The sequence below is a fragment of the Bacillus sp. B-jedd genome (genome assembly GCF_000821085.1).
GTDB lineage: Bacteria > Bacillota > Bacilli > Bacillales > Cytobacillaceae > Bacillus_D.
Map to the genome: position 1 here is coordinate 4,360,299 of NZ_CCXR01000001.1, position 22,202 is coordinate 4,382,500.

Annotated in this window: 19 protein-coding genes and 1 rRNA gene (1 of these 20 only partly in view); 9 read left to right on the forward strand and 11 right to left on the reverse strand. The window is 45.2% G+C overall.

Annotated elements, in window-relative coordinates; genetic code table 11:
- On the forward strand, positions 1-633 hold the full coding sequence (yyaC, locus tag BN1002_RS21205) for a spore protease YyaC (protein WP_048827532.1): 633 nt from the start codon (positions 1-3) through the stop codon (positions 631-633).
- Between the two features lie 39 nt (positions 634-672).
- Here the strand turns inward: yyaC and BN1002_RS21210 are convergent, their stop codons facing one another.
- From BN1002_RS21210 to rpmH, 11 genes are all read right to left on the reverse strand, one after another.
- Positions 673-1,386 (reverse strand): DUF554 domain-containing protein, encoded by a 714-nt coding sequence (locus BN1002_RS21210; RefSeq protein ID WP_048827534.1) that lies wholly within the window; start codon positions 1,384-1,386, stop codon positions 673-675.
- Positions 1,387-1,477: 91 nt separating this feature from the next.
- Complete coding sequence (locus BN1002_RS21215; RefSeq protein ID WP_048827536.1) at positions 1,478-2,332, reverse strand: ParB/RepB/Spo0J family partition protein; 855 nt, start codon at positions 2,330-2,332, stop codon at positions 1,478-1,480.
- On the reverse strand, positions 2,325-3,086 hold the full coding sequence (locus BN1002_RS21220) for a ParA family protein (protein ID WP_048827537.1): 762 nt from the start codon (positions 3,084-3,086) through the stop codon (positions 2,325-2,327). Before BN1002_RS21220 ends, BN1002_RS21215 begins: the two co-directional genes overlap by 8 nt.
- A 321-nt stretch (positions 3,087-3,407) precedes the next feature.
- Positions 3,408-4,277 carry a nucleoid occlusion protein gene (noc, locus tag BN1002_RS21225; protein WP_048827539.1) on the reverse strand — a complete coding sequence of 290 codons (870 nt, stop codon included), beginning with the start codon at positions 4,275-4,277 and terminating at the stop codon, positions 3,408-3,410.
- A gap of 107 nt (positions 4,278-4,384) precedes the next feature.
- A complete protein-coding gene (gene rsmG, locus BN1002_RS21230; protein ID WP_048828104.1) occupies positions 4,385-5,101 on the reverse strand; it encodes a 16S rRNA (guanine(527)-N(7))-methyltransferase RsmG in 717 nt (238 codons plus the stop codon).
- A gap of 19 nt (positions 5,102-5,120) precedes the next feature.
- Positions 5,121-7,010 carry a tRNA uridine-5-carboxymethylaminomethyl(34) synthesis enzyme MnmG gene (gene mnmG / locus BN1002_RS21235; protein WP_048827540.1) on the reverse strand — a complete coding sequence of 630 codons (1,890 nt, stop codon included), beginning with the start codon at positions 7,008-7,010 and terminating at the stop codon, positions 5,121-5,123.
- Positions 7,011-7,147: 137 nt separating this feature from the next.
- Complete coding sequence (gene mnmE, locus BN1002_RS21240) at positions 7,148-8,533, reverse strand: tRNA uridine-5-carboxymethylaminomethyl(34) synthesis GTPase MnmE (protein ID WP_048827541.1); 1,386 nt, start codon at positions 8,531-8,533, stop codon at positions 7,148-7,150.
- A gap of 268 nt (positions 8,534-8,801) precedes the next feature.
- Complete coding sequence (gene jag / locus BN1002_RS21245; RefSeq protein ID WP_048827543.1) at positions 8,802-9,422, reverse strand: RNA-binding cell elongation regulator Jag/EloR; 621 nt, start codon at positions 9,420-9,422, stop codon at positions 8,802-8,804.
- Positions 9,419-10,195, reverse strand: a complete 777-nt coding sequence (gene spoIIIJ / locus BN1002_RS21250; protein WP_048827545.1) for a YidC family membrane integrase SpoIIIJ — start codon at positions 10,193-10,195, stop codon at positions 9,419-9,421. The genes jag and spoIIIJ overlap by 4 nt, the downstream gene beginning before the upstream one ends.
- Before the next feature lie 142 nt (positions 10,196-10,337).
- Positions 10,338-10,709, reverse strand: a complete 372-nt coding sequence (rnpA, locus tag BN1002_RS21255) for a ribonuclease P protein component (protein WP_048828105.1) — start codon at positions 10,707-10,709, stop codon at positions 10,338-10,340.
- A gap of 153 nt (positions 10,710-10,862) precedes the next feature.
- Positions 10,863-10,997 carry a 50S ribosomal protein L34 gene (gene rpmH / locus BN1002_RS23500; RefSeq protein WP_059171611.1) on the reverse strand — a complete coding sequence of 45 codons (135 nt, stop codon included), beginning with the start codon at positions 10,995-10,997 and terminating at the stop codon, positions 10,863-10,865.
- Positions 10,998-11,712: 715 nt separating this feature from the next.
- Between rpmH and dnaA the strand changes: the two genes are divergently transcribed.
- The 8 genes from dnaA to BN1002_RS21295 all read left to right on the forward strand — a co-directional run.
- Positions 11,713-13,059, forward strand: a complete 1,347-nt coding sequence (gene dnaA / locus BN1002_RS21260; protein WP_048827547.1) for a chromosomal replication initiator protein DnaA — start codon at positions 11,713-11,715, stop codon at positions 13,057-13,059.
- A gap of 185 nt (positions 13,060-13,244) precedes the next feature.
- Positions 13,245-14,381 (forward strand): DNA polymerase III subunit beta, encoded by a 1,137-nt coding sequence (dnaN, locus tag BN1002_RS21265; protein WP_048827549.1) that lies wholly within the window; start codon positions 13,245-13,247, stop codon positions 14,379-14,381.
- Between the two features lie 232 nt (positions 14,382-14,613).
- Positions 14,614-14,832 carry a S4 domain-containing protein YaaA gene (yaaA, locus tag BN1002_RS21270; protein ID WP_048827552.1) on the forward strand — a complete coding sequence of 73 codons (219 nt, stop codon included), beginning with the start codon at positions 14,614-14,616 and terminating at the stop codon, positions 14,830-14,832.
- Positions 14,833-14,844: 12 nt separating this feature from the next.
- A complete protein-coding gene (recF, locus tag BN1002_RS21275) occupies positions 14,845-15,963 on the forward strand; it encodes a DNA replication/repair protein RecF (protein ID WP_048827554.1) in 1,119 nt (372 codons plus the stop codon).
- A gap of 9 nt (positions 15,964-15,972) precedes the next feature.
- On the forward strand, positions 15,973-16,200 hold the full coding sequence (gene remB / locus BN1002_RS21280; protein WP_048827556.1) for an extracellular matrix regulator RemB: 228 nt from the start codon (positions 15,973-15,975) through the stop codon (positions 16,198-16,200).
- 72 nt (positions 16,201-16,272) lie between these two features.
- Positions 16,273-18,186 (forward strand): DNA topoisomerase (ATP-hydrolyzing) subunit B, encoded by a 1,914-nt coding sequence (gene gyrB / locus BN1002_RS21285; protein ID WP_442853422.1) that lies wholly within the window; start codon positions 16,273-16,275, stop codon positions 18,184-18,186.
- Between the two features lie 136 nt (positions 18,187-18,322).
- Positions 18,323-20,911 carry a DNA gyrase subunit A gene (gyrA, locus tag BN1002_RS21290; protein WP_048827558.1) on the forward strand — a complete coding sequence of 863 codons (2,589 nt, stop codon included), beginning with the start codon at positions 18,323-18,325 and terminating at the stop codon, positions 20,909-20,911.
- 428 nt (positions 20,912-21,339) lie between these two features.
- A 16S ribosomal RNA gene (locus BN1002_RS21295) occupies positions 21,340-22,202 on the forward strand; it runs 689 nt beyond the window's last position.

The window sequence follows — 22,202 nt, forward strand, 5'->3', positions numbered from 1 at the left end:
ATGAATGGAAAATCACGCATATTCAATACATTGCAGAACAACCGAATCCCTCATGAGGATCCGAAGGCAGAAGCAAAACTCGCATCGGAAATTGTATCATATCTGCCCTTATCAGCAAGCCGGCCTATCGTAGTTGTCTGTATCGGAACTGATCGGTCAACAGGGGATTCCTTAGGCCCTCTCGTTGGTACCTTTTTGGAAGAAATGAGGTCACCGTCATTCCATATATATGGAACATTGGATGATCCAATCCACGCGGTCAACCTTGAGGAAAAGCTGAATGAAATTTTGCAGAAGCACTTCCAGCCTTTTATTATCGCTATTGATGCCTGTCTGGGCCGTTTTAAAAGTGTAGGGATTATTCAGATCTGCGACGGCCCTGTTAAACCTGGTGCCGGAGTAAATAAGGATTTGCCTGAAGTTGGGGATATGCATATTACCGGGATCGTCAATGTTAGTGGTTTTATGGAGTTTTTCGTTCTTCAGAACACAAGATTAAGCCTTGTCCTCAAAATGGCGAAAACCATTGCGAACGGCATCCACCTTGCCTCGAAACATCAATACAGCAAGATTGGCTGGACAGAAATCCGCTGGAACAGGGACCGCGAAGCAGTAAATGAACAAACAAATTAAAAAACAGGAGAAGATTAAGTCTCTTTTCCTGTTTTCTTATCAAGTCAATTGATGATAAAAGTAGATAGCCGCTACCGTTGCAGCCGTAATCAGTATACCAGGAAGCAAATTGGCCACCTTTATTTTTGTGAGTCCTGCCAGGTTCAGGCCAATCGCAAAAATCATGACACCGCCTGTCGCAGTCATTTCGACAATAAACTGATCCATTAACACGCCCGGGACGACCCTATCTATTTGTGTGGCGAATAAAGCGATTGTTCCTTGATATAGCATGACAGGAATGGCTGAAAAAATGACGCCGATTCCGAGAGTAGTTGTGAGAATAATAGATGTGAAGCCATCTATGATCGCTTTTGTATAAAGGACATCATGATCACCGCGAATGCCGCTGTCGAGAGCGCCAATAATGGCCATCGCCCCAATGACAAAAATGAGAGTGGCCGTCACAAATCCCTGGGAAATGCTCCCCTTCCCGTTTGAGCCTATTTTCTTTTCAAGCCATAGACCGAGTTTGTTCAGTTTGTCATCCAGGGCCCATAATTCCCCTAAAACGCCGCCCAGGACGAGGCTTAAAATAACGATAAGGAAATTCTGGCTTTTCAACCCCATCTGTAAGCCCAGAACCATGACCGATAAGCCAATCCCGTGCATAACAGTCGATTTCATCCCTTCAGGAATCCGGTGCAACAGCCTTCCAAGCAACGTTCCCACTATGATCAGCAGACCGTTAACAAGTGTACCCCATAAAAACATCATCTTTTCCCCTGTTCGTTATAACGTTATAAAAATAGTTCGCTGCTTGAAGTTGATAAATGATTAAAAAAAGAAACCATCAATTGATGGCTTAATCGATGGCCTCGGGTCCTAATAGATCGAGAAGCCTCTCCAAATCCTCTTTTGAAAAAAACTCGATTTCTATTTTCCCCTTATTCTTTTTCTGTTTGATATGGACTGTGGTGCCAAATCTTTCCCTCAGCTGATGCTCGCGTTCCTGAATGAATACATCCTTTTTCTGATCCGGCTTTTTTGTTTCACGTGAAACATTTTCGTTTAGCTGCTGAATCAGCTTTTCCAATTGGCGGACATTCAGATGTTCTTTAACGATTTTATCCACCAGGAGAGGCAGCTTTGCTTTTTGCCTTAGCCCGAGCAATGCCCTTCCATGCCCCATGGAAATTGTCCCTTTTGAGATGAGGTCCTGGATTTGCTTTGGAAGGGAGAGGAGCCTGATATGATTGGCGATATGCGGTCTGCTTTTCCCCAATCTCTTGGCAACTTCCTCCTGCGTCAAGTTCAGCTTTTCCATCAACGTCTGATAGGCTGCTCCTTCTTCAATCGGGTTTAAATCTTCCCTTTGGAGATTTTCAAGGACAGCAAGTTCCATCATCTGCTGTTCTGACAGGTCACGAACCACAGCGGGAACCGTTTCAAATCCGGCAGCCTTAGCCGCTCGGTATCTCCGTTCCCCGACAACGATTTCATATCCCCTGATGCTTTTCCGGACGACAAGAGGCTGGAGAATTCCGTGTTCGATAATCGATTCCTTTAATTCTTCGATTGCTTCAGGCTCAAAATGCTTCCGGGGTTGATAAGGATTCGGACGTAATTCCTTGATCTTTATTTCCTGGACGGATTCCTCATTGCCAGCTTCCATATTGGAAAAGAATGCATCCAGGCCTTTCCCAAGACCTTTAGCCATTAGAAACCACTTCCTTTGCAAGATCTAAATAAACTTCAGCCCCGCGTGATTTCGGATCATAAATAATTATCGGTTCTCCATGGCTCGGAGCCTCGCTTAACCGTACATTCCGTGGAATAATTGTCTTATAGACTTTGTCCTGGAAGTATTTCTTCACTTCTTCGATAACCTGGATCCCAAGATTGGTCCTTGCATCCAGCATCGTGAGAAGGACGCCTTCAATTTTCAGGTGCTGGTTCAAATGCTTCTGGACCAGCCTTACTGTATTCAACAGTTGGCTTAATCCTTCCAACGCATAATATTCGCATTGGACAGGAATCAGGACAGCGTCGGAAGCAGTCAAGGCATTTATGGTCAATAGGCCGAGGGAGGGAGGGCAATCAATGATGATATAATCAAAATCATCCTTTACCTCTTCCAGCGCCCTTTTCAGCCTTACTTCCCGGGAAATTGTCGGAACGAGCTCGATTTCTGCCCCTGCAAGCTGAATGGTGGCAGGAATGGCGGATAAATTTTCAACCGATGTAGGCCTGATGACCTCTTTCGCTTCGACGTCATCAACGAGCACATCATAAATGCAGTGCTCGACATCGGCTTTTTCAACACCTATACCGCTCGTTGCATTCCCCTGCGGGTCTATATCGACCATTAAGACTTTTTTTCCTATGTATGCTAAGCAGGCGCCAAGATTGACAGAGGTCGTCGTTTTTCCGACTCCTCCTTTTTGATTCGCGATTGCAATGATTTTGCCCACGATGTCACCTACCTTTTTTGCAAAAAATAACGGCTTTTCCTATGGAATGCCAAAAATTGAGTATGAAAGAGCCATGCATACTATTTTAACATGAAATACCCCTGTTGGAGTTTTTTTTATTAAAATATTGAATCAGCTTCGCAAAAACTGTCTGGCATTCTTTCCAGCAGCCTGCCAACTTCATTATATCGCCCATTTCCGGCTGAGTCCACCTATATTAGGAACGTATGTTTCCGTTTACTTGAATTTGTGGCTATGTTACTTTGAAAACAACTAAAAAGCCGGAGAAAAAATCATCCGGCTTTCTTAAAGTGCATTCATTTATTTCTTTTTAGGTATTTTAATCGTAAATTGATAGTATTCTTCAAATTCCTCTTCCTCGGAATCTAGTTTGATCCCGCTGTCAGATACCATGGAAAGAGACTGGCGGATAGTGTTCACAGCAATCCGCATGTCTTTGCTGAATGCTTTCCTGCGGGGCTTCGGCTTTTCAACCAACTGTTCCAGCAGCTTCATGACTCTTTCTTCCGTCTGTTTGACATTCAGGTTTTTCGCTTTGATTTCTTCAAGGAGATTGACCTGTTTTTCCGGATCCTTCAGTGGAATAAGAGCGCGCGCATGCCTTTCGGAAATTTGCTTATTCAGCAGGGAATCCTGCACTTCCTGGGGAAGTTTCAATAGCCTTAGCTTGTTGGCAACTGTCGATTGCCCTTTGCCAAGCCGCTGGGCCAATGCTTCCTGCGTCAGGTTATGAAGCGTAAGAAGCTTTCCGTAGGCCATTGCTTCTTCTATAGGCGACAGTTCCTCCCGCTGCAGGTTCTCGATCAAGGCAACAGAGGCTGTTTCCGTATCGGACATGTTTTTGACTATCGCGGGGACTTCTTCCCAGCCAAGCCTTTTCATCGCCCGCCAACGGCGTTCCCCTGCGATGATCTCGTAACGGCCATCTTCAAGTTCCCTGACCACTATGGGCTGAATGATGCCATGCATATGGATGGTACGGGACAATTCCTCTATTTTTTCGTCATCAAAAACCGTTCTGGGTTGAAAACGGTTAGGCATAATTAATTCGATAGCGATTTTTTTTATTTCTTCATTTGCTGTTTCTGTCTCTATTTCTATCTCTATCTCATTCTCGATTTGTTCTTCTTTATCACCACGGCCGAAAAAGCGTGAAAAAGAATTCTTCATTTCCAGCACCCCTTTTATATACTCCCTGTTAACTAATTCTCTGCCACGAAGTTAATTCCTGCTGAAATGGATAGTTGTTTAGCAAAACTGGCCTTTCTTAAAATCGATTATTCTATCGGTATTTTATTGGGGGTTCCAGGCTTGCGAGGGTATTTCTTAGGCGTAGTTTTTTCTTTTTGGATCACGATAATCGTCCGCTCACTCTCTTCAATCGGAAGGGAGAATGTGTGAGTATCCTTTGTCTTTCCGCCTAGTAACGTAATCGCCTTTTTGGCATCAGCGAGTTCCTCTTTTGCATTGGCGGCCTTCATGGCGACAAAACTCCCACCCTGCCTGGCTAATGGAAGGCAAAGTTCACTTAGGACAGACAGCCTTGCAACCGCCCTTGCTGTCACAATGTCATAGCTTTCCCTATGGGCAGGGTTTCTTCCGAAGGTTTCCGCCCGGTCATGTATGAATTGGACATTATCCAGCTTTAGGGCTTTTGCCAGATGGTTTAAGAAGGTGATCCGTTTATTCAGCGAATCGACAATCGTCACTTTTAGGCCCGGAAAAGCTATTTTCAGCGGGATACTTGGAAACCCAGCTCCCGCGCCCACATCACAAAGGGAGGGAGAGCCGGAGAAATCAAAATAAAAAGCAGCTGAAAGCGAGTCGAAGAAATGCTTTAAATATACTTCCTCGCGGTCAGTAATGGCCGTCAGGTTCATCTTTTCATTCCATTCAACCAGGGTTTCAAAATAGGTTTCGAACTGGCCCAGTTGGGCGGAGGAAAGGGAAATTCCTCTTTCCTCGAGCAGTCCGGCAAATTGTTCTGCTTTCATCATTCTTCCAACTCCGCTCTTATTCTGCTTTTACCCTTGCAACCCGCCCATGCTCCAAATAAACAAGGAGGATGGAAATATCGGCAGGGTTCACCCCTGAAATCCTTGATGCTTGGGCAATGGACAGCGGCCTTACCTCTTTGAGATTATGGCGCGCCTCATTCGCGATTCCCGGGATGGCATTGTAATCAATATTTTCAGGGATCTTTTTATTTTCCATCTTTTTCAGGCGGTCAACCTGCTGAAGGGATTTTTCTATATATCCTTCATACTTGATATGAATTTCAACTTGCTCTTTCACTTCATCATCAAAGGTTATTTCCGGGGGAATGATGCCTTCAATATGGCTGTAATTCATCTCGGTCCGCCGCAGGAAATCAGCAGCCCTGATACCATCTTTCAGTTCGCTTCCACCGAGTGTCCGGATTAGTTCCTGAACTTCAGGCGTCGGCTTGATAATGGTCTCTCTCAGCCTCTTGATTTCCGCCTCTATCGCAGCCTGCTTATTTTGGAACTTGGCATATCTTTCTTCCGGAATAAGGCCGATCTTATGGCCAACCTCAGTCAGCCTGAGGTCTGCATTATCATGGCGCAATAGCAAACGATACTCTGCCCTTGAAGTCAGCAGCCGGTAAGGCTCGCTCGTTCCTTTCGTGACCAGGTCATCGATCATGACGCCGATATACGCTTCCGAACGGCTTAAAATGAGCTCATCTTTCCCTAGTGCTTTCAATGCCGCATTTATGCCCGCCATTAAGCCTTGCCCGGCAGCCTCTTCGTAGCCGGAGGTGCCATTTATCTGGCCCGCGGTATAAAGATTTTTAATTTTTTTCGTCTCCAGAGTCGGCCATAGCTGGGTTGGGACAATCGCGTCATATTCAATCGCATATCCCGCCCTCATCAATCGCGCATCTTTCAGAGCCGGGATTGATTTTAGCAGGCGATGCTGCACATCTTCCGGAAGGCTTGTCGAAAGTCCCTGAACGTACACTTCATCGGTATTCCGTCCTTCTGGTTCAAGAAAAATCTGATGGCGCGGCTTATCATTGAACCGTACGACCTTGTCCTCAATCGAAGGGCAATAACGCGGCCCGGAACCTTTGATCATACCGGAGAACATCGGAGACCGATGCAGGTTTTCGTCAATGATTTGGTGCGTATGCTCATTCGTATAGGTCAGCCAGCATGGCAGCTGGTCTGTAATGTATTTCGTTGTTTCATATGAAAAAGCCCTTGGAGTTTCGTCTCCTGGCTGGATTTCCGTCTGTGAATAATCAATTGTGCCGCCATGGACCCTTGGAGGGGTACCTGTTTTAAAGCGGACGAGATCAAAGCCCAGTTCTTCTAAGTGCTCTGACAATTTTATCGAAGGCTGCTGATTATTTGGCCCGCTGGAATACTTCAAGTCACCGAGGATAATTTCACCACGGAGGAAGGTTCCGGTAGTGATGATGACTGTTTTTGCCCGGTAAACCGCTCCGGTTTGCGTTATGGCTCCAGTACATACGCCATCCTCGACAATGAGCTTTTCAACCATCCCTTGGATAAGTGTCAGGTTTTTTTCGCTTTCGAGCGTCTTTTTCATTTCATGCTGATAGGCAAACTTGTCCGCCTGCGCCCTTAAAGCGCGGACAGCAGGCCCTTTGCCTGTATTGAGCATCCTCATTTGAATATATGTTTTATCGATATTTCTTCCCATCTCGCCGCCTAGGGCATCAATTTCCCTAACGACGATCCCTTTTGCCGGCCCACCAATTGAAGGATTGCACGGCATAAAAGCGACCATATCGAGATTTATCGTAATCATTAGTGTCTTTGCGCCAATCCGGGCAGCTGCCAATCCGGCCTCACTGCCTGCATGTCCGGCGCCAATTACAATCACGTCATAATTTCCGGCCTCGTATTGCATCACGCTGCCTCCTTTTTTAAAAATACTGCTTTATTTATTATAAGGCTCAGTTAAAGGTGAGTGTTGATTTACTATGAAGTTGATTGGAACGGAGTGGAAATCAACAATCAAGGATAACAGAGTCTATTATAAAGGAATCATTTCCCCAGGCAAAATTGTGAAAAGAGTTGGTCAATCAAGCTTTCATGGACGCTTTCCCCGATCACTTCACCCAGAAGCTCCCATGATCTTGTCAAATCGATTTGGACAATATCAATCGGCACGCCCATCTCGACACCATTGATTGCTTCCTCAATCGAATGCTGCGCCTGGCTGAGCAGGGCAATATGCCGGCTGTTTGATACATAGGTCATATCACCAGCTTCAATCGTGCCACCAAAAAACAGTTCAGCAATTGCTTCTTCGAGTTCGTCAATTCCTCTGTCTTCAAGAAGGGATGTCGTTACAATTCTTCTTTCCCCTGCTAGAGACCGGACCTCTTCCAGATCGATTTTACCGGGAAGATCTGTTTTATTAACGATAATAATGGCGTCCATTCCTTCTGCAGCCTTGAAGATATTCCGATCCTCATCAGTCAGCCTGTCAGAGAAATTCAGGACGAGCAGGATAAGATCGGCTTCTTTCAACACCTGCCTGGATCTTTCTACGCCTATTTTCTCAACAATATCTTCTGTTTCCCTGATCCCGGCCGTATCAAGCAGACGCAGAGGGACACCGCGAACATTGACGTATTCCTCAATGACATCCCTGGTTGTTCCGGGAATATCCGTTACAATAGCCTTATTCTCCTGGGCCAAGCTGTTGAGCAGGGATGATTTTCCGACATTCGGCCTTCCGACAATAACGGTCGACAGTCCTTCCCTTAATATCTTACCCTGTTGGGACGTTTGCAAAAGCTTATTAATTTCATCTCGGACATAACCCGTTTTCTCAAGTAGCATATGATGCGTCATTTCCTCGACATCGTCATACTCGGGATAGTCGATATTGACTTCCACATGTGCTAATGTTTCTAAAATTTCCTGACGAAGCTTCCGGATCAGCCGCGACAGCCGCCCTTCCATCTGTCCTAACGCAACATTCATGGCCCTGTCCGTTTTTGCGCGGATTAAATCCATTACCGCTTCAGCCTGTGACAAGTCAATCCGCCCGTTCAGAAACGCTCGCTTCGTAAATTCTCCAGGCTCGGCAAGCCTTGCTCCATTATTCAGGACGAGCTGGAGGACGCGGTTGACCGAAACAAGCCCACCATGACAATTTATTTCTATGACATCTTCTCTTGTAAATGTCTTTGGTCCCCTCATGGCGGACACCATGACTTCCTCGACAACTTCCCCTGTCCTCGGGTCTGTAAGATGCCCGTAATGAATGGTATGGGAATCTGCCTCTGCAAGCCGTTTGCCTCCCGGGCTTTTAAAAATACCATCCGCAATCCGGAACGCGTCATCGCCACTCAGCCGGACAATCGCAATCGCTCCCTCACCCATTGGTGTCGATATTGCCGCAATTGTATCAAATTCCACTTTTCCCACCTCTTTTCCCTTAAAAAATATCCATCTATTTAGTCTTGCCTTATCAACAATCCCCAAAACACTAGAATACCATATCATTCAATTGCAAAAAACTATCCACAACCCACAAAATGAACATGTTTTATTTTAACTTATCCACATGTGAATAACAATAAAGCAATCGGAACTTTACATTAGGCCTTTCAGTGCCGATCTTTTTAAGCGCAAAAAAACATCCCGCCTCCTCATATGGATTGCGGGATGTTCCGTTTTATTGTTATTACCTTGCTGGCGTAATGACGATATGCCGGTGCGGTTCAGTTCCATCTGAATAAGTCTTCACCCTGCTGTTTTCCGCAAGGGCTGTATGGATGACTTTTCGTTCATATGAAGGCATCGGCTCGAGTGTGACTGGCCTGCCTGTCTTTAGGGCCTTCTGCGCGAGCCGCTGCGCCAGCTGGATCAGCGTCTCATTCCTGCGTGCACGGTAATCTTCCGCGTCGAGGATAACGGTTAAATATTGTTCCGAGGAACGATTGATGACTAATTGGGTTAAATATTGCAATGAATTGAGGGTTTGTCCTCTTTTTCCAATCAGCAAAGCAATCTTTTCACCTGATAATACAAAGGTGACGTGCTTGCCTTCTCTTGAAGTTTCAATCTCAATTGAAGCTCCCATTTGTTCGCTTACCTGTGTCAGGAACTTCTTTGCTTCTTCAAGCGGATCCGGCTTCAAGGTTACTTTCACCACTGCTGGCTTAGAACCGAACAAGCCGAAAATCCCCTTTTTCCCTTGATCAACAATCTCTACTTCTGTGCGGTCTTTGGTTGTGTTTAGTTGAGCGAGTGCTGATTTTACTGCTTCTTCAACGGTTTGTCCGCTGGCAGTTATCTGTTTCACTTTTTAGCTCCCCCCGCGCCGCCGGCAGCTGATGCTTTTTTCAGGTCCGGCCCTTTAATGAAATATGTTTGGACAATCATAAACAAGTTCCCCACTACCCAGTAAAGTGAAAGGGCTGCCGGGAAATTGATGGCAAACACAAGAATCATAATCGGCATCATGTAAAGCATCATTTGCATTTGCGGGTTGGCCTCTGATCCCGCCATCATCATCTTTTGCTGGATGAATGTCGTTATCCCCGCCACAATAGGTAAAATATAATAAGGGTCCTTGTCCCCAAGGTCGAACCAAAGGAATTCATGGTCAGCAATTGCTCTTGTTCTGGAAATGGCATGGTAGAAACCAATCAGAATCGGCATTTGAACAAGAAGCGGGAAGCATCCTGCCAAAGGATTGACACCGTGTTTCTGGAACAAAGCCATTGTTTCCTGCTGAAGCTTTTGCTGGGTTTTCTGGTCTTTTGAGCTATATTTTTCACGAAGTTTCTGCATTTCCGGCTGCAGCGCCTGCATCGCTTTAGAGCTTTTTGTCTGCTTGATCATCAGCGGCAGCATGGCCAGGCGGATAATGATCGTAACAAAAATGATAGAAAGACCGAAGCTGCCCCATAAAAGATGCGCTCCCTCGGTAATCAGCCAGGAAAGCGGGTAAACAATATACTCATTCCAAAAACCAGTGCTTTCTGCTGTGATGGGCTTTTTTATGTCGGTACAGCCCGCTAATAGAAAAACAAATAAAAATAATCCGATATACTTTACTATTCGTTTACTCAACCGAAATTTCCTCCTTAAACGGATGGGTGTCAAATTTTAAGGTGATTCCCCTAACCAAGTGTTTTGGGAATGCTATCTGAATCATTCTATCATTTTTTCAGAGGAAGTGCTTTCAAAATCTTCTCATGTTATGGAAAAAGTGCTAGTTTTTTTCCTCTTTATGAACAGGAAAGTCCCTTTTTAGGACTTTAGCAAGTTTAAGCACATGCGCAAGGCTCTTTTTTACCTCGAAAAAATCCATATCAGCGACAGGCTTTCTGGCGATAATTACATAATCCCTGCCACTGGCCAGCCCTTCCTTCATTTCAAAAACGGATTGCCTAATATATCTTTTAATCTGGTTGCGCATAACGGCATTTCCGATTTTTTTGCTGACAGATAATCCAATCCGGAATAGCTGTTGTTCCTCTTTTTTTAACACATACACGATGAATTGCCGGTTCGCGGTCGATTGGCCTCTTTTAAAGACAGCCTGGAACTCTTCATTTTTCTTGATCCTGTGTTCTTTTTTCACGACTTCACCTTCATTCTGCGCGGCTTCCTGTGCATGTCTTTCCTCTGTCATCCTATCCGTTCATGTCGACGGTTATTCGCTTGGATAGCGAGGAAATTTTGGTACTTTCAAAGAGCTGATGATAGAAAAAAGACCACTGAGACGGTCAGTGGCCTAAGCTGATAATACTTTTCTTCCCTTTTGACGGCGGCGGGCAAGTACCCTGCGTCCGGTTGCTGAGCTCATACGGCTACGGAAACCGTGAACTTTGCTATGCTTTCTTTTCTTTGGTTGATAAGTCCTTTTCACTAGATGACACCTCCCTGAAGAATTGCTTATATAGACAGTCTGAATGCATTTATTTTTTCGCTTAGTAGAGACAGTCTTAATTATTATAGGGAAGCACCTGCTAAAATGTCAACTCCTGTTTCGTTATTTCATTCTTCTTCCAGCAGAAAATAAACTATCCTTCCGGGATCCTCTTTCTTCCTGGGCAGCATTTTTGCAAAAATAAATTTCTGTAATCGGTTGATGCTATCTAGAAAAAAACAACTATTTTATCCCCTGAAAACGCCTTGTGGATAATTTCCGACAGATTTTTCATTTTGTCCCGCAGTTATAGACAAGATTTTCACAAACCCCAGTATTGTGGATAATTTAAACAGCTTTGGATGTGGTTCTTGTGGATAATTCTGAAAAACCATTGCGCCACTTACTTTTATTTGGTATTATAGTTGTGTTTTCACTTCTAATAATTCTATGTGGATAAACTAAATATCCACAGACTGTGGATAACTTGTGGACAGGTTATCCAATGGCTATGTAAAAGATTGTCCACAAGCAGTGGATATTGTCGAAACCTCTTATTCTTTCCTTATATTATGTTTTTCCACAAATCCATCATCTTGAATAAAAATTCATCAGGGTTATACAAGCTGTATAACCGTCTGTAAACTATTCAACTAGTATCATTTTTATCGGCAAAATCAGGGGTTAAGAGATAAGAAAAGGGAGGGGAAAATCGTTGGAAAACATTGCAGACCTTTGGAATGCGGCATTAGCTACGATTGAAACGAAAATCAGCAAGCCAAGTTTCGATACATGGCTAAAGTCGACAAAGGCGCATTCGCTGCAGGGCAACACTCTTGTTGTGACTGCTCCGAATGAATTTGCGCGGGACTGGCTGGAAGAGCGGTATTCGCAATTAATAGCGGGAATCCTTTATGACATCACCGGCGAAGCACTAGAAGTCAAGTTCATCATTCCTCAAGTAAAGAGTGATGATGAGCCAGAGCTTCCACAGCCGAAGAAGAAACTTAGAAAAGAAGAAGAGTCGAACGATATTCCGCAAACAATGCTGAATCCGAAGTATACTTTTGACACATTCGTCATTGGATCGGGGAACCGGTTTGCCCATGCCGCTTCGCTTGCTGTTGCGGAAGCGCCTGCTAAAGCTTATAACCCGCTATTTATCTATGGAGGCGTTGGATTGGGTAAAACCCACTTGATGCATGCGATCGGCCATTACGTCCTTGAACATAATCCTTCGGCAAAAGTGGTTTATCTTTCATCTGAAAAATTTACTAATGAATTCATCAATTCGATCCGTGATAACAAAGCGATTGAATTCCGGAACAAATATAGGAAAGTCGATGTTTTGTTAATCGATGATATTCAATTTTTGGCAGGAAAAGAATCGACGCAAGAGGAATTTTTCCATACTTTCAATACACTCCATGAGGAAAGCAAACAAATCATCATTTCAAGTGACCGTCCTCCAAAGGAAATTCCGACCCTTGAAGACCGGCTTCGTTCCAGGTTCGAATGGGGGCTTATTACCGATATCACGCCTCCTGATCTCGAGACAAGGATTGCCATCCTCCGGAAAAAAGCGAAAGCGGAAGGCCTGGACATTCCAAATGAAGTGATGCTTTATATTGCAAATCAAATTGATTCGAACATCCGTGAACTTGAGGGCGCGCTTATCCGTGTCGTTGCTTATTCATCGTTGATTAATAAGGATATCAACGCGGATCTTGCAGCGGAAGCTCTTAAAGATATCATTCCAAGCTCAAAGCCGAAAATTGTGACTATCCTTGATATCCAAAAAGCGGTTGGCCAGCAGTTCAATGTAAAGCTGGAAGATTTTAAGGCAAAAAAGAGAACAAAATCGGTTGCTTTCCCGAGACAGGTCGCTATGTATCTTTCCAGGGAGCTGACTGACTTTTCCCTGCCGAAAATTGGCGAGGAGTTTGGCGGCCGTGACCACACGACTGTCATCCATGCCCATGAAAAGATTTCTAGGCTACTGACTACGGATTCCCAGCTCCAGAAGCAAGTGAAGGAATTGAATGACCTGTTGAAAGTTTAGTTAAATTGTGAATAACTAAGATCAAGTTGCACACAGTCTGTCCACATGTGGATAGACTGTCTTTCCTTTTGAAAATGGAGTTATCCACAAATCAACAGGGCCTACTAGTACTTCTACGGTTTTTTTAAAGAACTTATTATTATATTATTTAAGAAAAAAATTATGCATGAATCGGAGGAAGTTTGATGAAATTCAGTATTCAGCGTGACCATCTGGTCCAAAGCGTAAATGATGTGATGAAAGCTGTGCCTTCCAGGACAACCATTCCTATTCTGACGGGGATAAAGATTGTTGCAGGAGCAGAAGGTGTTACTTTGACGGGGAGCGACTCTGATATTTCCATTGAATCGTTCATCCCGAAAGAAGAAAATGGCGATGAAATTGTAGAAATCAAGCAAACGGGAGCAATTGTTCTCCAGGCGAAGTTCTTTAGTGAAATCGTCAGGAAGCTTCCTACTGACACAGTCGAAATAGAAGTCCATAATCATCTTCAGACAGTCATCCGATCAGGAAAATCCGAATTCAACCTGAATGGAATTGAAGCAGAGGAATACCCTCACCTTCCACAAATTGAGGAAAAAAATAAATTCCGAATCCCTGCCGATCTCTTGAAAGCAATGATCAGGCAGACCGTTTTTGCAGTTTCCGTCTCGGAAACCCGCCCTATCTTGACAGGTGTAAACTGGAAAGCTGAAAATAACGAATTGATCTGTATTGCAACAGATTCGCATCGATTGGCAATGAGGAAGGCGCGTGTCGAAACAGAAAACAATGAATCCTACAATGTAGTCATTCCTGGAAAAAGCCTGAATGAACTGAGCAAAATTATAGCTGATACAAATGAGCCGATTGATATCGTCATTACGGATAACCAGGTGCTGTTTAAAGCAAAAAACCTGTTGTTCTTTTCAAGGTTGCTTGAAGGAAACTATCCTGACACTTCAAGGCTAATCCCACAAGAAAGCAAAACAGATGTTGTGGTATTTACAAAGGATTTCCTGCACGCGATTGACCGTGCTTCCCTTCTCGCAAAAGAAGGAAGAAATAATGTCGTGAAATTCTCAACATTGGCGGATGGAGTTGTAGAAGTTTCCTCCAATACACCGGAAATCGGTAAAGTAGTTGAAGAGATTCAAAGCCAATCCGTTGAGGGTGAGGAACTGAAAATTTCCTTTAGCGCAAAATATATGATGGATGCATTGAAAGCTCTTGAAGGGACAGATATAAAAGTAAGCTTTACCGGAGCCATGAGGCCGTTTGTCATTCGCCCGCTTCATGATGAATCCACACTCCAGTTGATTTTGCCGGTAAGGACCTATTAATTTTATTTTTTGGAATGAAGGAGGCTGCCGGAGATACTGGCAGCTTTCTTTTCTAATCTGAGGTGCGGTGTAAAAGCTTTTTCTTATCGCCTCAGGACGAAAGAGGGCGAATTTTGCAAAAAAAGCCTTTAAATAGGGCGGAATCTTGTTGTTTCTTACTATTCTTTGTATCTTGGCTGATTTTTTAGTAAAATAAAGTATTAGATACTTTAATGAGAAATGAGTGGACCAGATGCCTAAAGAGGTTAAAATCGATACCGGCTATATCACCCTGGGCCAATTCCTGAAGCTTGCTGATGTCATTCAGACAGGCGGGATGGCCAAATGGTTTCTTGAGGAGCATGAAGTGTTTGTCAATGGGGAGCAGGACCAAAGAAGAGGCCGTAAACTTAGAGCTGGGGACCAAGTGTCCATTCCGGGTTTTGGTGAGTTCACCGTTGAACAAGCTTAAAAGGATGTCGTTATGTATATTGAACAGCTTGCTCTAAAAAATTACCGGAATTACGAAAGCCTTGAACTTTCTTTTGAAAACAAGGTGAATGTCATTCTTGGCCAAAATGCCCAGGGTAAGACCAATCTCATGGAATCCATTTATGTCCTTGCCATGGCAAAGTCGCATCGGACTTCGAATGATAAAGATCTTATTCGCTGGGATGCGGATTATGCTAAAATAGAAGGACGGATCCATCGGAAACATGGCGCGATTCCGATGCAGCTCGTTATCTCGAAAAAAGGCAAAAAGGCGTGGTGCAACCATATTGAACAGCAAAGGTTGAGCCAATATGTGGGGAACATGAACGTTGTGATGTTCGCACCCGAAGATCTGAACCTGGTCAAAGGAAGCCCACAGGTCCGCCGCCGGTTCATTGATATGGAGATTGGGCAGGTTTCGCCTGTCTATTTACATGGTGTCAGCCAGTACTTAAAAATACTCCAACAGCGGAACCATTATTTGAAAATGCTTCAAATCAAGAAAACGAAGGATTTAACGATGCTGGATATTCTTACAGAGCAATTTATCCAGGCCGCGGTAAAAATAACGGCAAAACGATTTGAATTCCTCGGAATTCTTGAAAAATGGGCCCAGCCTCTCCATAAAGGCATCTCACGTGGAATAGAAACTTTGGAAATACGCTACTCCCCTTCGGTGAATGTATTAGAAGGCCAGGATTTGTCGAAAATGATAGGGATATTCGAAGAAAAATTTTCCAAGGTGAAGGAAAGGGAAATCGAACGGGGCACCACCCTTTTCGGGCCACATCGGGACGATGTATTTTTCCTGGTGAATGGACGGGATGTCCATACTTTCGGCTCACAAGGCCAGCAGCGGACAACAGCGTTATCCGTCAAATTGGCCGAAATCGACCTGATTCATTCGGAAATAGGTGAATACCCCATCCTCCTGCTGGACGATGTCCTGTCCGAGCTTGATGATTATCGGCAGTCCCATCTCCTGAATACGATCCTTGGAAAGGTCCAAACGTTTGTGACCACGACAAGTGTGGACGGGATTGACCATCAAACAATCAAGGAAGCATCAACGTACATTGTCAGTTCGGGAGAGATTATACACGAGAATTGAGGAAAAGGCATGTACATTCATATTGGGGAAGACCATATGGTACGGGTAAGAGAAATCATCGCCATCATTGATAAGGATAGCGCCGCATCAGGCGTCCAGGAAACGGCCGATGCTATCAACCTTTCCAAAGGTCCCTTTAAATCCGTTGTCATAACGGAAAAAAATGTTTACTTATCCCCCCTTTCCTCAACTACTTTAAAAAAACGTTCAGCCCAGTCGGGCATACAGGTTTTATAAATGGACTTGATATAGATGAGCAAGGCAAATGCAACGAAAGAGCAGGTGAACGGTTTGGCAATGGAACAGGAAATGATGAAGGAACAATCTTATGATGCCAGTCAAATCCAGGTTCTCGAAGGTCTGGAGGCTGTCAGGAAAAGGCCGGGGATGTATATCGGCTCGACCAGCGGCAAGGGGCTGCACCATCTTGTATGGGAGATTGTCGATAATAGTATAGATGAAGCGCTCGCTGGTTATTGCGATAAAATCAAGGTCATTATTGAAGAGGATAACAGCATTACCGTCATGGACAACGGCCGGGGAATCCCTGTGGGAATCCAGGAAAAGATGGGCAGGCCAGCGGTTGAAGTCATCCTGACGGTCCTTCATGCCGGCGGGAAGTTCGGTGGCGGAGGCTACAAGGTATCGGGAGGCTTGCATGGCGTTGGAGCTTCAGTTGTAAATGCTTTGTCGACGTTTCTTGAGGTATTTGTCCATGTGGATGGGAAAATTTATTACCAAAAATACGAACGGGGCGTTCCAGTCGCAGATTTGAAGGTGATCGGGGAAACGGATCGTACCGGTACAACGATCCATTTTAAACCGGATCCGGAGATTTTCACAGAAACGCTTGAGTATGAGTATGACGTACTGGCGAACAGGCTTCGCGAATTGGCTTTCCTAAACCGCGGCATCAATATTTCGATTGAGGATAAGCGGGAAGAGGAAGAAAAAATTAACGAATATCATTATGAAGGCGGAATCAAGTCTTACGTTGAACACTTGAACCGCACAAAGGAAGTCATCCATGAAGAGCCGATCTATATGGAGGGCGAGCGCGACGGAATCAACGTTGAAGTGGCCATGCAATATAACGACGGCTATACAAGCAATCTTTATTCTTTTGCAAATAATATCCACACCTATGAAGGCGGTACGCATGAATTTGGATTCAAGACCGCATTAACGAGGGTGATTAACGATTATGCGCGCAAAAATGGCATCTTTAAGGATGCGGACGCGAACCTTTCCGGTGAGGATGTCCGGGAAGGGCTGACGGCGATTGTATCCATCAAGCATCCTGATCCGCAATTTGAAGGGCAGACAAAGACAAAGCTTGGCAACTCTGAAGTTCGGGCTGTCACTGATTCTATTTTTGCAGATCAATTCGAGAAATTCATGCTTGAAAACCCTATTGTGGCGAGAAAAGTTGTAGAAAAAGGCTTGATGGCTGCAAGGGCAAGGCTTGCTGCCAAGAAAGCGCGTGAATTGACGCGCCGGAAGAGCGCCCTTGAGGTTTCGAGCCTGCCGGGTAAGCTGGCGGATTGTACATCCAAAGACCCTTCCGAAAGTGAAATCTTCATCGTTGAGGGTGACTCCGCAGGAGGATCGGCAAAGCAAGGCCGTGACCGTATGTTCCAGGCAATCCTACCTCTGCGCGGAAAAATCCTTAATGTTGAGAAGTCACGCCTTGATAAAATTCTGTCCAATAACGAGGTCAGAGCGATTATTACCGCTGTTGGCACAGGGATTGGCGAGGATTTCGACATCAGCAAAGCACGTTATCATAAAATCGTCATCATGACAGACGCCGATGTTGATGGAGCCCATATCAGAACCTTATTATTGACGTTCTTTTATCGTTATATGCGGCAAATCATTGAATCGGGCTATATCTATATCGCCCAGCCGCCATTGTATAAAATCCAACAGGGCAAAAGGATCGAGTATGCCTATAACGACAAGCAAATGGAAGAAACGATGGCCGCGCTCCCGGCTACACCAAGGCCGAACATCCAGCGTTATAAAGGTCTTGGGGAAATGAACCCGGGTCAGCTGTGGGAAACAACGATGAATCCGGAAACAAGGTCGCTTCTCCAGGTAAACCTCAGTGATGCGATTGAGGCTGATGAAACTTTTGAAATCCTGATGGGTGATAAGGTAGAGCCGCGCCGTAATTTCATTGAAGAAAATGCCCTTTATGTAAAAAATCTTGATATTTAAACCGTGCTGATCGCGGTCATATAGTTCCACAAAGCGGAAGCCAGGATAGATAGGCATCTATCCTGCTTTTGCAATTAATTTAGGGGTAAACGCCGGAAATAATAAGCGGCGGGCAATTCCTAATGGAGGTAATTTGATGGCTGATTTTGAAAACTCCCGAATAAGGGAAATAAATATTAGCCAGGAAATGAAATCATCCTTCCTGGACTATGCAATGAGTGTAATCGTTTCACGTGCCCTGCCTGATGTCCGGGATGGCCTGAAGCCAGTACACCGCCGCATCCTTTATGCCATGCATGACCTTGGGATGCATTCGGACAAACCATATAAAAAATCCGCCCGTATTGTCGGCGATGTTATTGGTAAATACCATCCGCACGGAGACTCTGCTGTTTACGAGACAATGGTCAGGATGGCCCAGGACTTTAACTACCGTTACATGCTTGTTGACGGACACGGAAACTTCGGGTCTGTTGATGGCGATGCGGCGGCCGCAATGCGATATACCGAATCAAGAATGTCGAAAATCTCGATGGAGCTGCTCCGTGATATCAATAAAGACACAATTGATTACCAGGATAACTATGACGGTGAAGAAAAAGAGCCTGTTGTACTGCCAGCACGGTTTCCCAACCTGCTTGTCAATGGAACAACTGGTATTGCGGTCGGGATGGCGACGAATATTCCTCCCCACCAGCTAGGTGAGGTTATTGATGGGGTACTAGCAATCAGCCAGGATCCAGACATTACCGTTCAGGAACTGATGGAAATCATACCAGGGCCTGACTTCCCGACAGGTGGAATCATCATCGGGCGGAGCGGTATTCGCAAGGCCTATGAAACGGGCCGCGGATCCATTACGATCCGGGCAAAAGTTGAAATCGAACAATTGAAAAACGGCAAGGAAGTTATTATTGTTAACGAGCTTCCGTACCAGGTAAACAAGGCGAAGCTGATTGAAAAAATCGCCGAGCTTGTCAGGGATAAGCGGATCGACGGGATTACCGACCTCCGTGACGAATCCGACCGGAACGGGATGCGGATTTACATTGAAGTCAGAAAAGACGCCAATGCCAACGTTCTGTTGAATAACCTATACAAGCAGACTGCCCTGCAGACCTCTTTCGGAATTAATACGCTTGCCCTTGTTGATGGACAGCCTAAGGTTCTGAACATTAAACAGTGCCTGCAGTATTATTTAAGCCACCAGCAGGTCGTCATTCGCCGCAGGACTGAATTTGAATTGCGCAAGGCAGAAGCAAGGGCCCATATTCTAGAAGGTTTGCGCATCGCGCTTGATAATCTTGACGCGGTCATTAACCTGATCAGGAATTCAAGGACTACTGACATTGCCAAAGAAGGACTTATGACCACTTTCAGTCTGTCCGAAAAACAGGCGCAGGCAATCCTTGATATGAGGCTTCAGCGTCTGACAGGATTGGAACGGGAAAAGATCGAGGAAGAATATCAAGGCCTGATGGCATTGATTGCTGAATTAAAAGCCATCCTCGCTGATGAAGAGAAAATCCTTGAAATCATCCGTGAAGAATTACTGGAAATTAAAGAGCGCTTCAACGATACAAGACGCACAGAAATCGTTGCCGGCGGAATTGAGAACATCGAGGATGAAGATTTAATTCCACGTGAAACAGTTGTCCTTACCCTTACCCATAATGGCTATATTAAACGCCTGCCAGTTTCAACCTACCGCGCTCAAAGACGCGGCGGACGCGGCATCCAGGGCATGGGAACTAATGACGATGATTTCGTTGAACATCTTATTACAACCTCGACCCATGATACGATCCTCTTCTTTACTAACAAAGGAAAGGTATATCGTTCAAAGGGTTATGAAATCCCTGAATTCAGCCGTACGGCAAAAGGAATCCCAATTATTAATCTATTGGGAATCGAAAAGGATGAATGGATTAATGCGATCATCCCGGTAGATGAATTTGTTGATGACTGGTTCCTTTTCTTTACAACAAGGGAAGGCGTTTCGAAACGTTCCCCGCTTACATCTTTTGCCCATATTCGGAACAATGGATTGATCGCGCTCAATCTGCGTGAGGGTGACGAACTTATTTCTGTCCGATTGACGGACGGCAGCAAGGAAATCGTCATTGCGACGAAAAAAGGCATGCAGATTCGTTTCCCTGAAGATGATGTCAGGACAATGGGCAGAACGGCAACCGGAGTTAAAGGAATCACGCTGGATGCCGATGATGAAGTTATCGGGATGGAAGTCCTCGAAGAAGGAACAGAAGTCCTTGTTGTAACCAGCAAAGGGTATGGTAAGCGAACTGACGCATCGGAATACCGAATCCAAGGCCGTGGCGGTAAAGGTATAAAAACAGCCAATGTCGTTGAAGAAAAGAACGGCCATTTGGTTTCAATGAAGACCGTTACCGGGGAAGAGGATTTGATGCTGATTACAACAGGCGGCGTTCTCATCCGGATCCCTGTTGACAGTATTTCAAAAGTAGGGCGGAATACGATTGGCGTTAAGCTGATCAATGTAAAAGATAACGAAAGTGTCGCGACAGTTGCCAAAGTAGAAAGGGAAGATGAAAAATCGGAACTTGATGAGGACGAACTGGCGGGCATGGTAATTGAAGCCGACCATACCGATGAACCGATTGAAGTGAAAGAAGTAGTGGAATTGGAAGAACCGGTGGAAATTTCGGAAGCTTCGGAACCTGATTCGGATGGGGAAGAAGAGTAAGATCAATAGTTTACTGTGCAAATAATGCAGTCTTGCTGGGGAGCCGTAATGCGGCTCCCCTTTTATTATTTGGCTCAGTTAAGGGTGAGTGTTGATTTTCTATGAAGTTGATTGGAACGAAGGGGACTGACTCCTAAAAAATATCACTTAATAATTTGGATTGTTTTTCCTTGTTAATTTTCACTTCTGGGGATTGCCAGCAAGCAAGGAAGTTGTTATAATCACAAAGGTCGGCTAAATGATAACATCAACACGTTGAAAACTTTAAAAAAAGTGTTGACGGAAACTTGCTGACATGGTATATTAATAAAGTCGCCATTGAGCGATATTGTTCTTTGAAAACTAAACAAACAAGCGTCAACAAACAATATTTATCATGATCTTCGGATCATGAGCCAACGTAACTTTATGAGCTAAACTCATACTCTTTCTTGGAGAGTTTGATCCTGGCTCAGGACGAACGCTGGCGGCGTGCCTAATACATGCAAGTCGAGCGGAGGTTTTGAAAGCTTGCTTTCGAAACCTCAGCGGCGGACGGGTGAGTAACACGTGGGCAACCTGCCTGTAAGACTGGGATAACTCCGGGAAACCGGGGCTAATACCGGATAACCCTCATTGACACATGTCGATGAGCTGAAAGACGGTTTCGGCTGTCACTTACAGATGGGCCCGCGGCGCATTAGCTAGTTGGTGGGGTAATGGCCCACCAAGGCGACGATGCGTAGCCGACCTGAGAGGGTGATCGGCCACACTGGGACTGAGACACGGCCCAGACTCCTACGGGAGGCAGCAGTAGGGAATCTTCCGCAATGGACGAAAGTCTGACGGAGCAACGCCGCGTGAGCGAAGAAGGCCTTCGGGTCGTAAAGCTCTGTTGTCAGGGAAGAACAAGTACCGGAGTAACTGCCGGTACCTTGACGGTACCTGACCAGAAAGCCACGGCTAACTACGTGCCAGCAGCCGCGGTAATACGTAGGTGGCAAGCGTTGTCCGGAATTATTGGGCGTAAAGCGCGCGCAGGCGGCCTCTTAAGTCTGATGTGAAAGCCCACGGCTCAACCGTGGAGGGTCATTGGAAACTGGGGGGCTTGAGTGCAGAAGAGGAGAGTGGAATTCCACGTGTAGCGGTGAAATGCGTAGAGATGTGGAGGAACACCAGTGGCGAAGGCGACTCTCTGGTCTGTAACTGACGCTGAGGCGCGAAAGCGTGGGGAGCGAACAGGATTAGATACCCTGGTAGTCCACGCCGTAAACGATGAGTGCTAAGTGTTAGAGGGTTTCCGCCCTTTAGT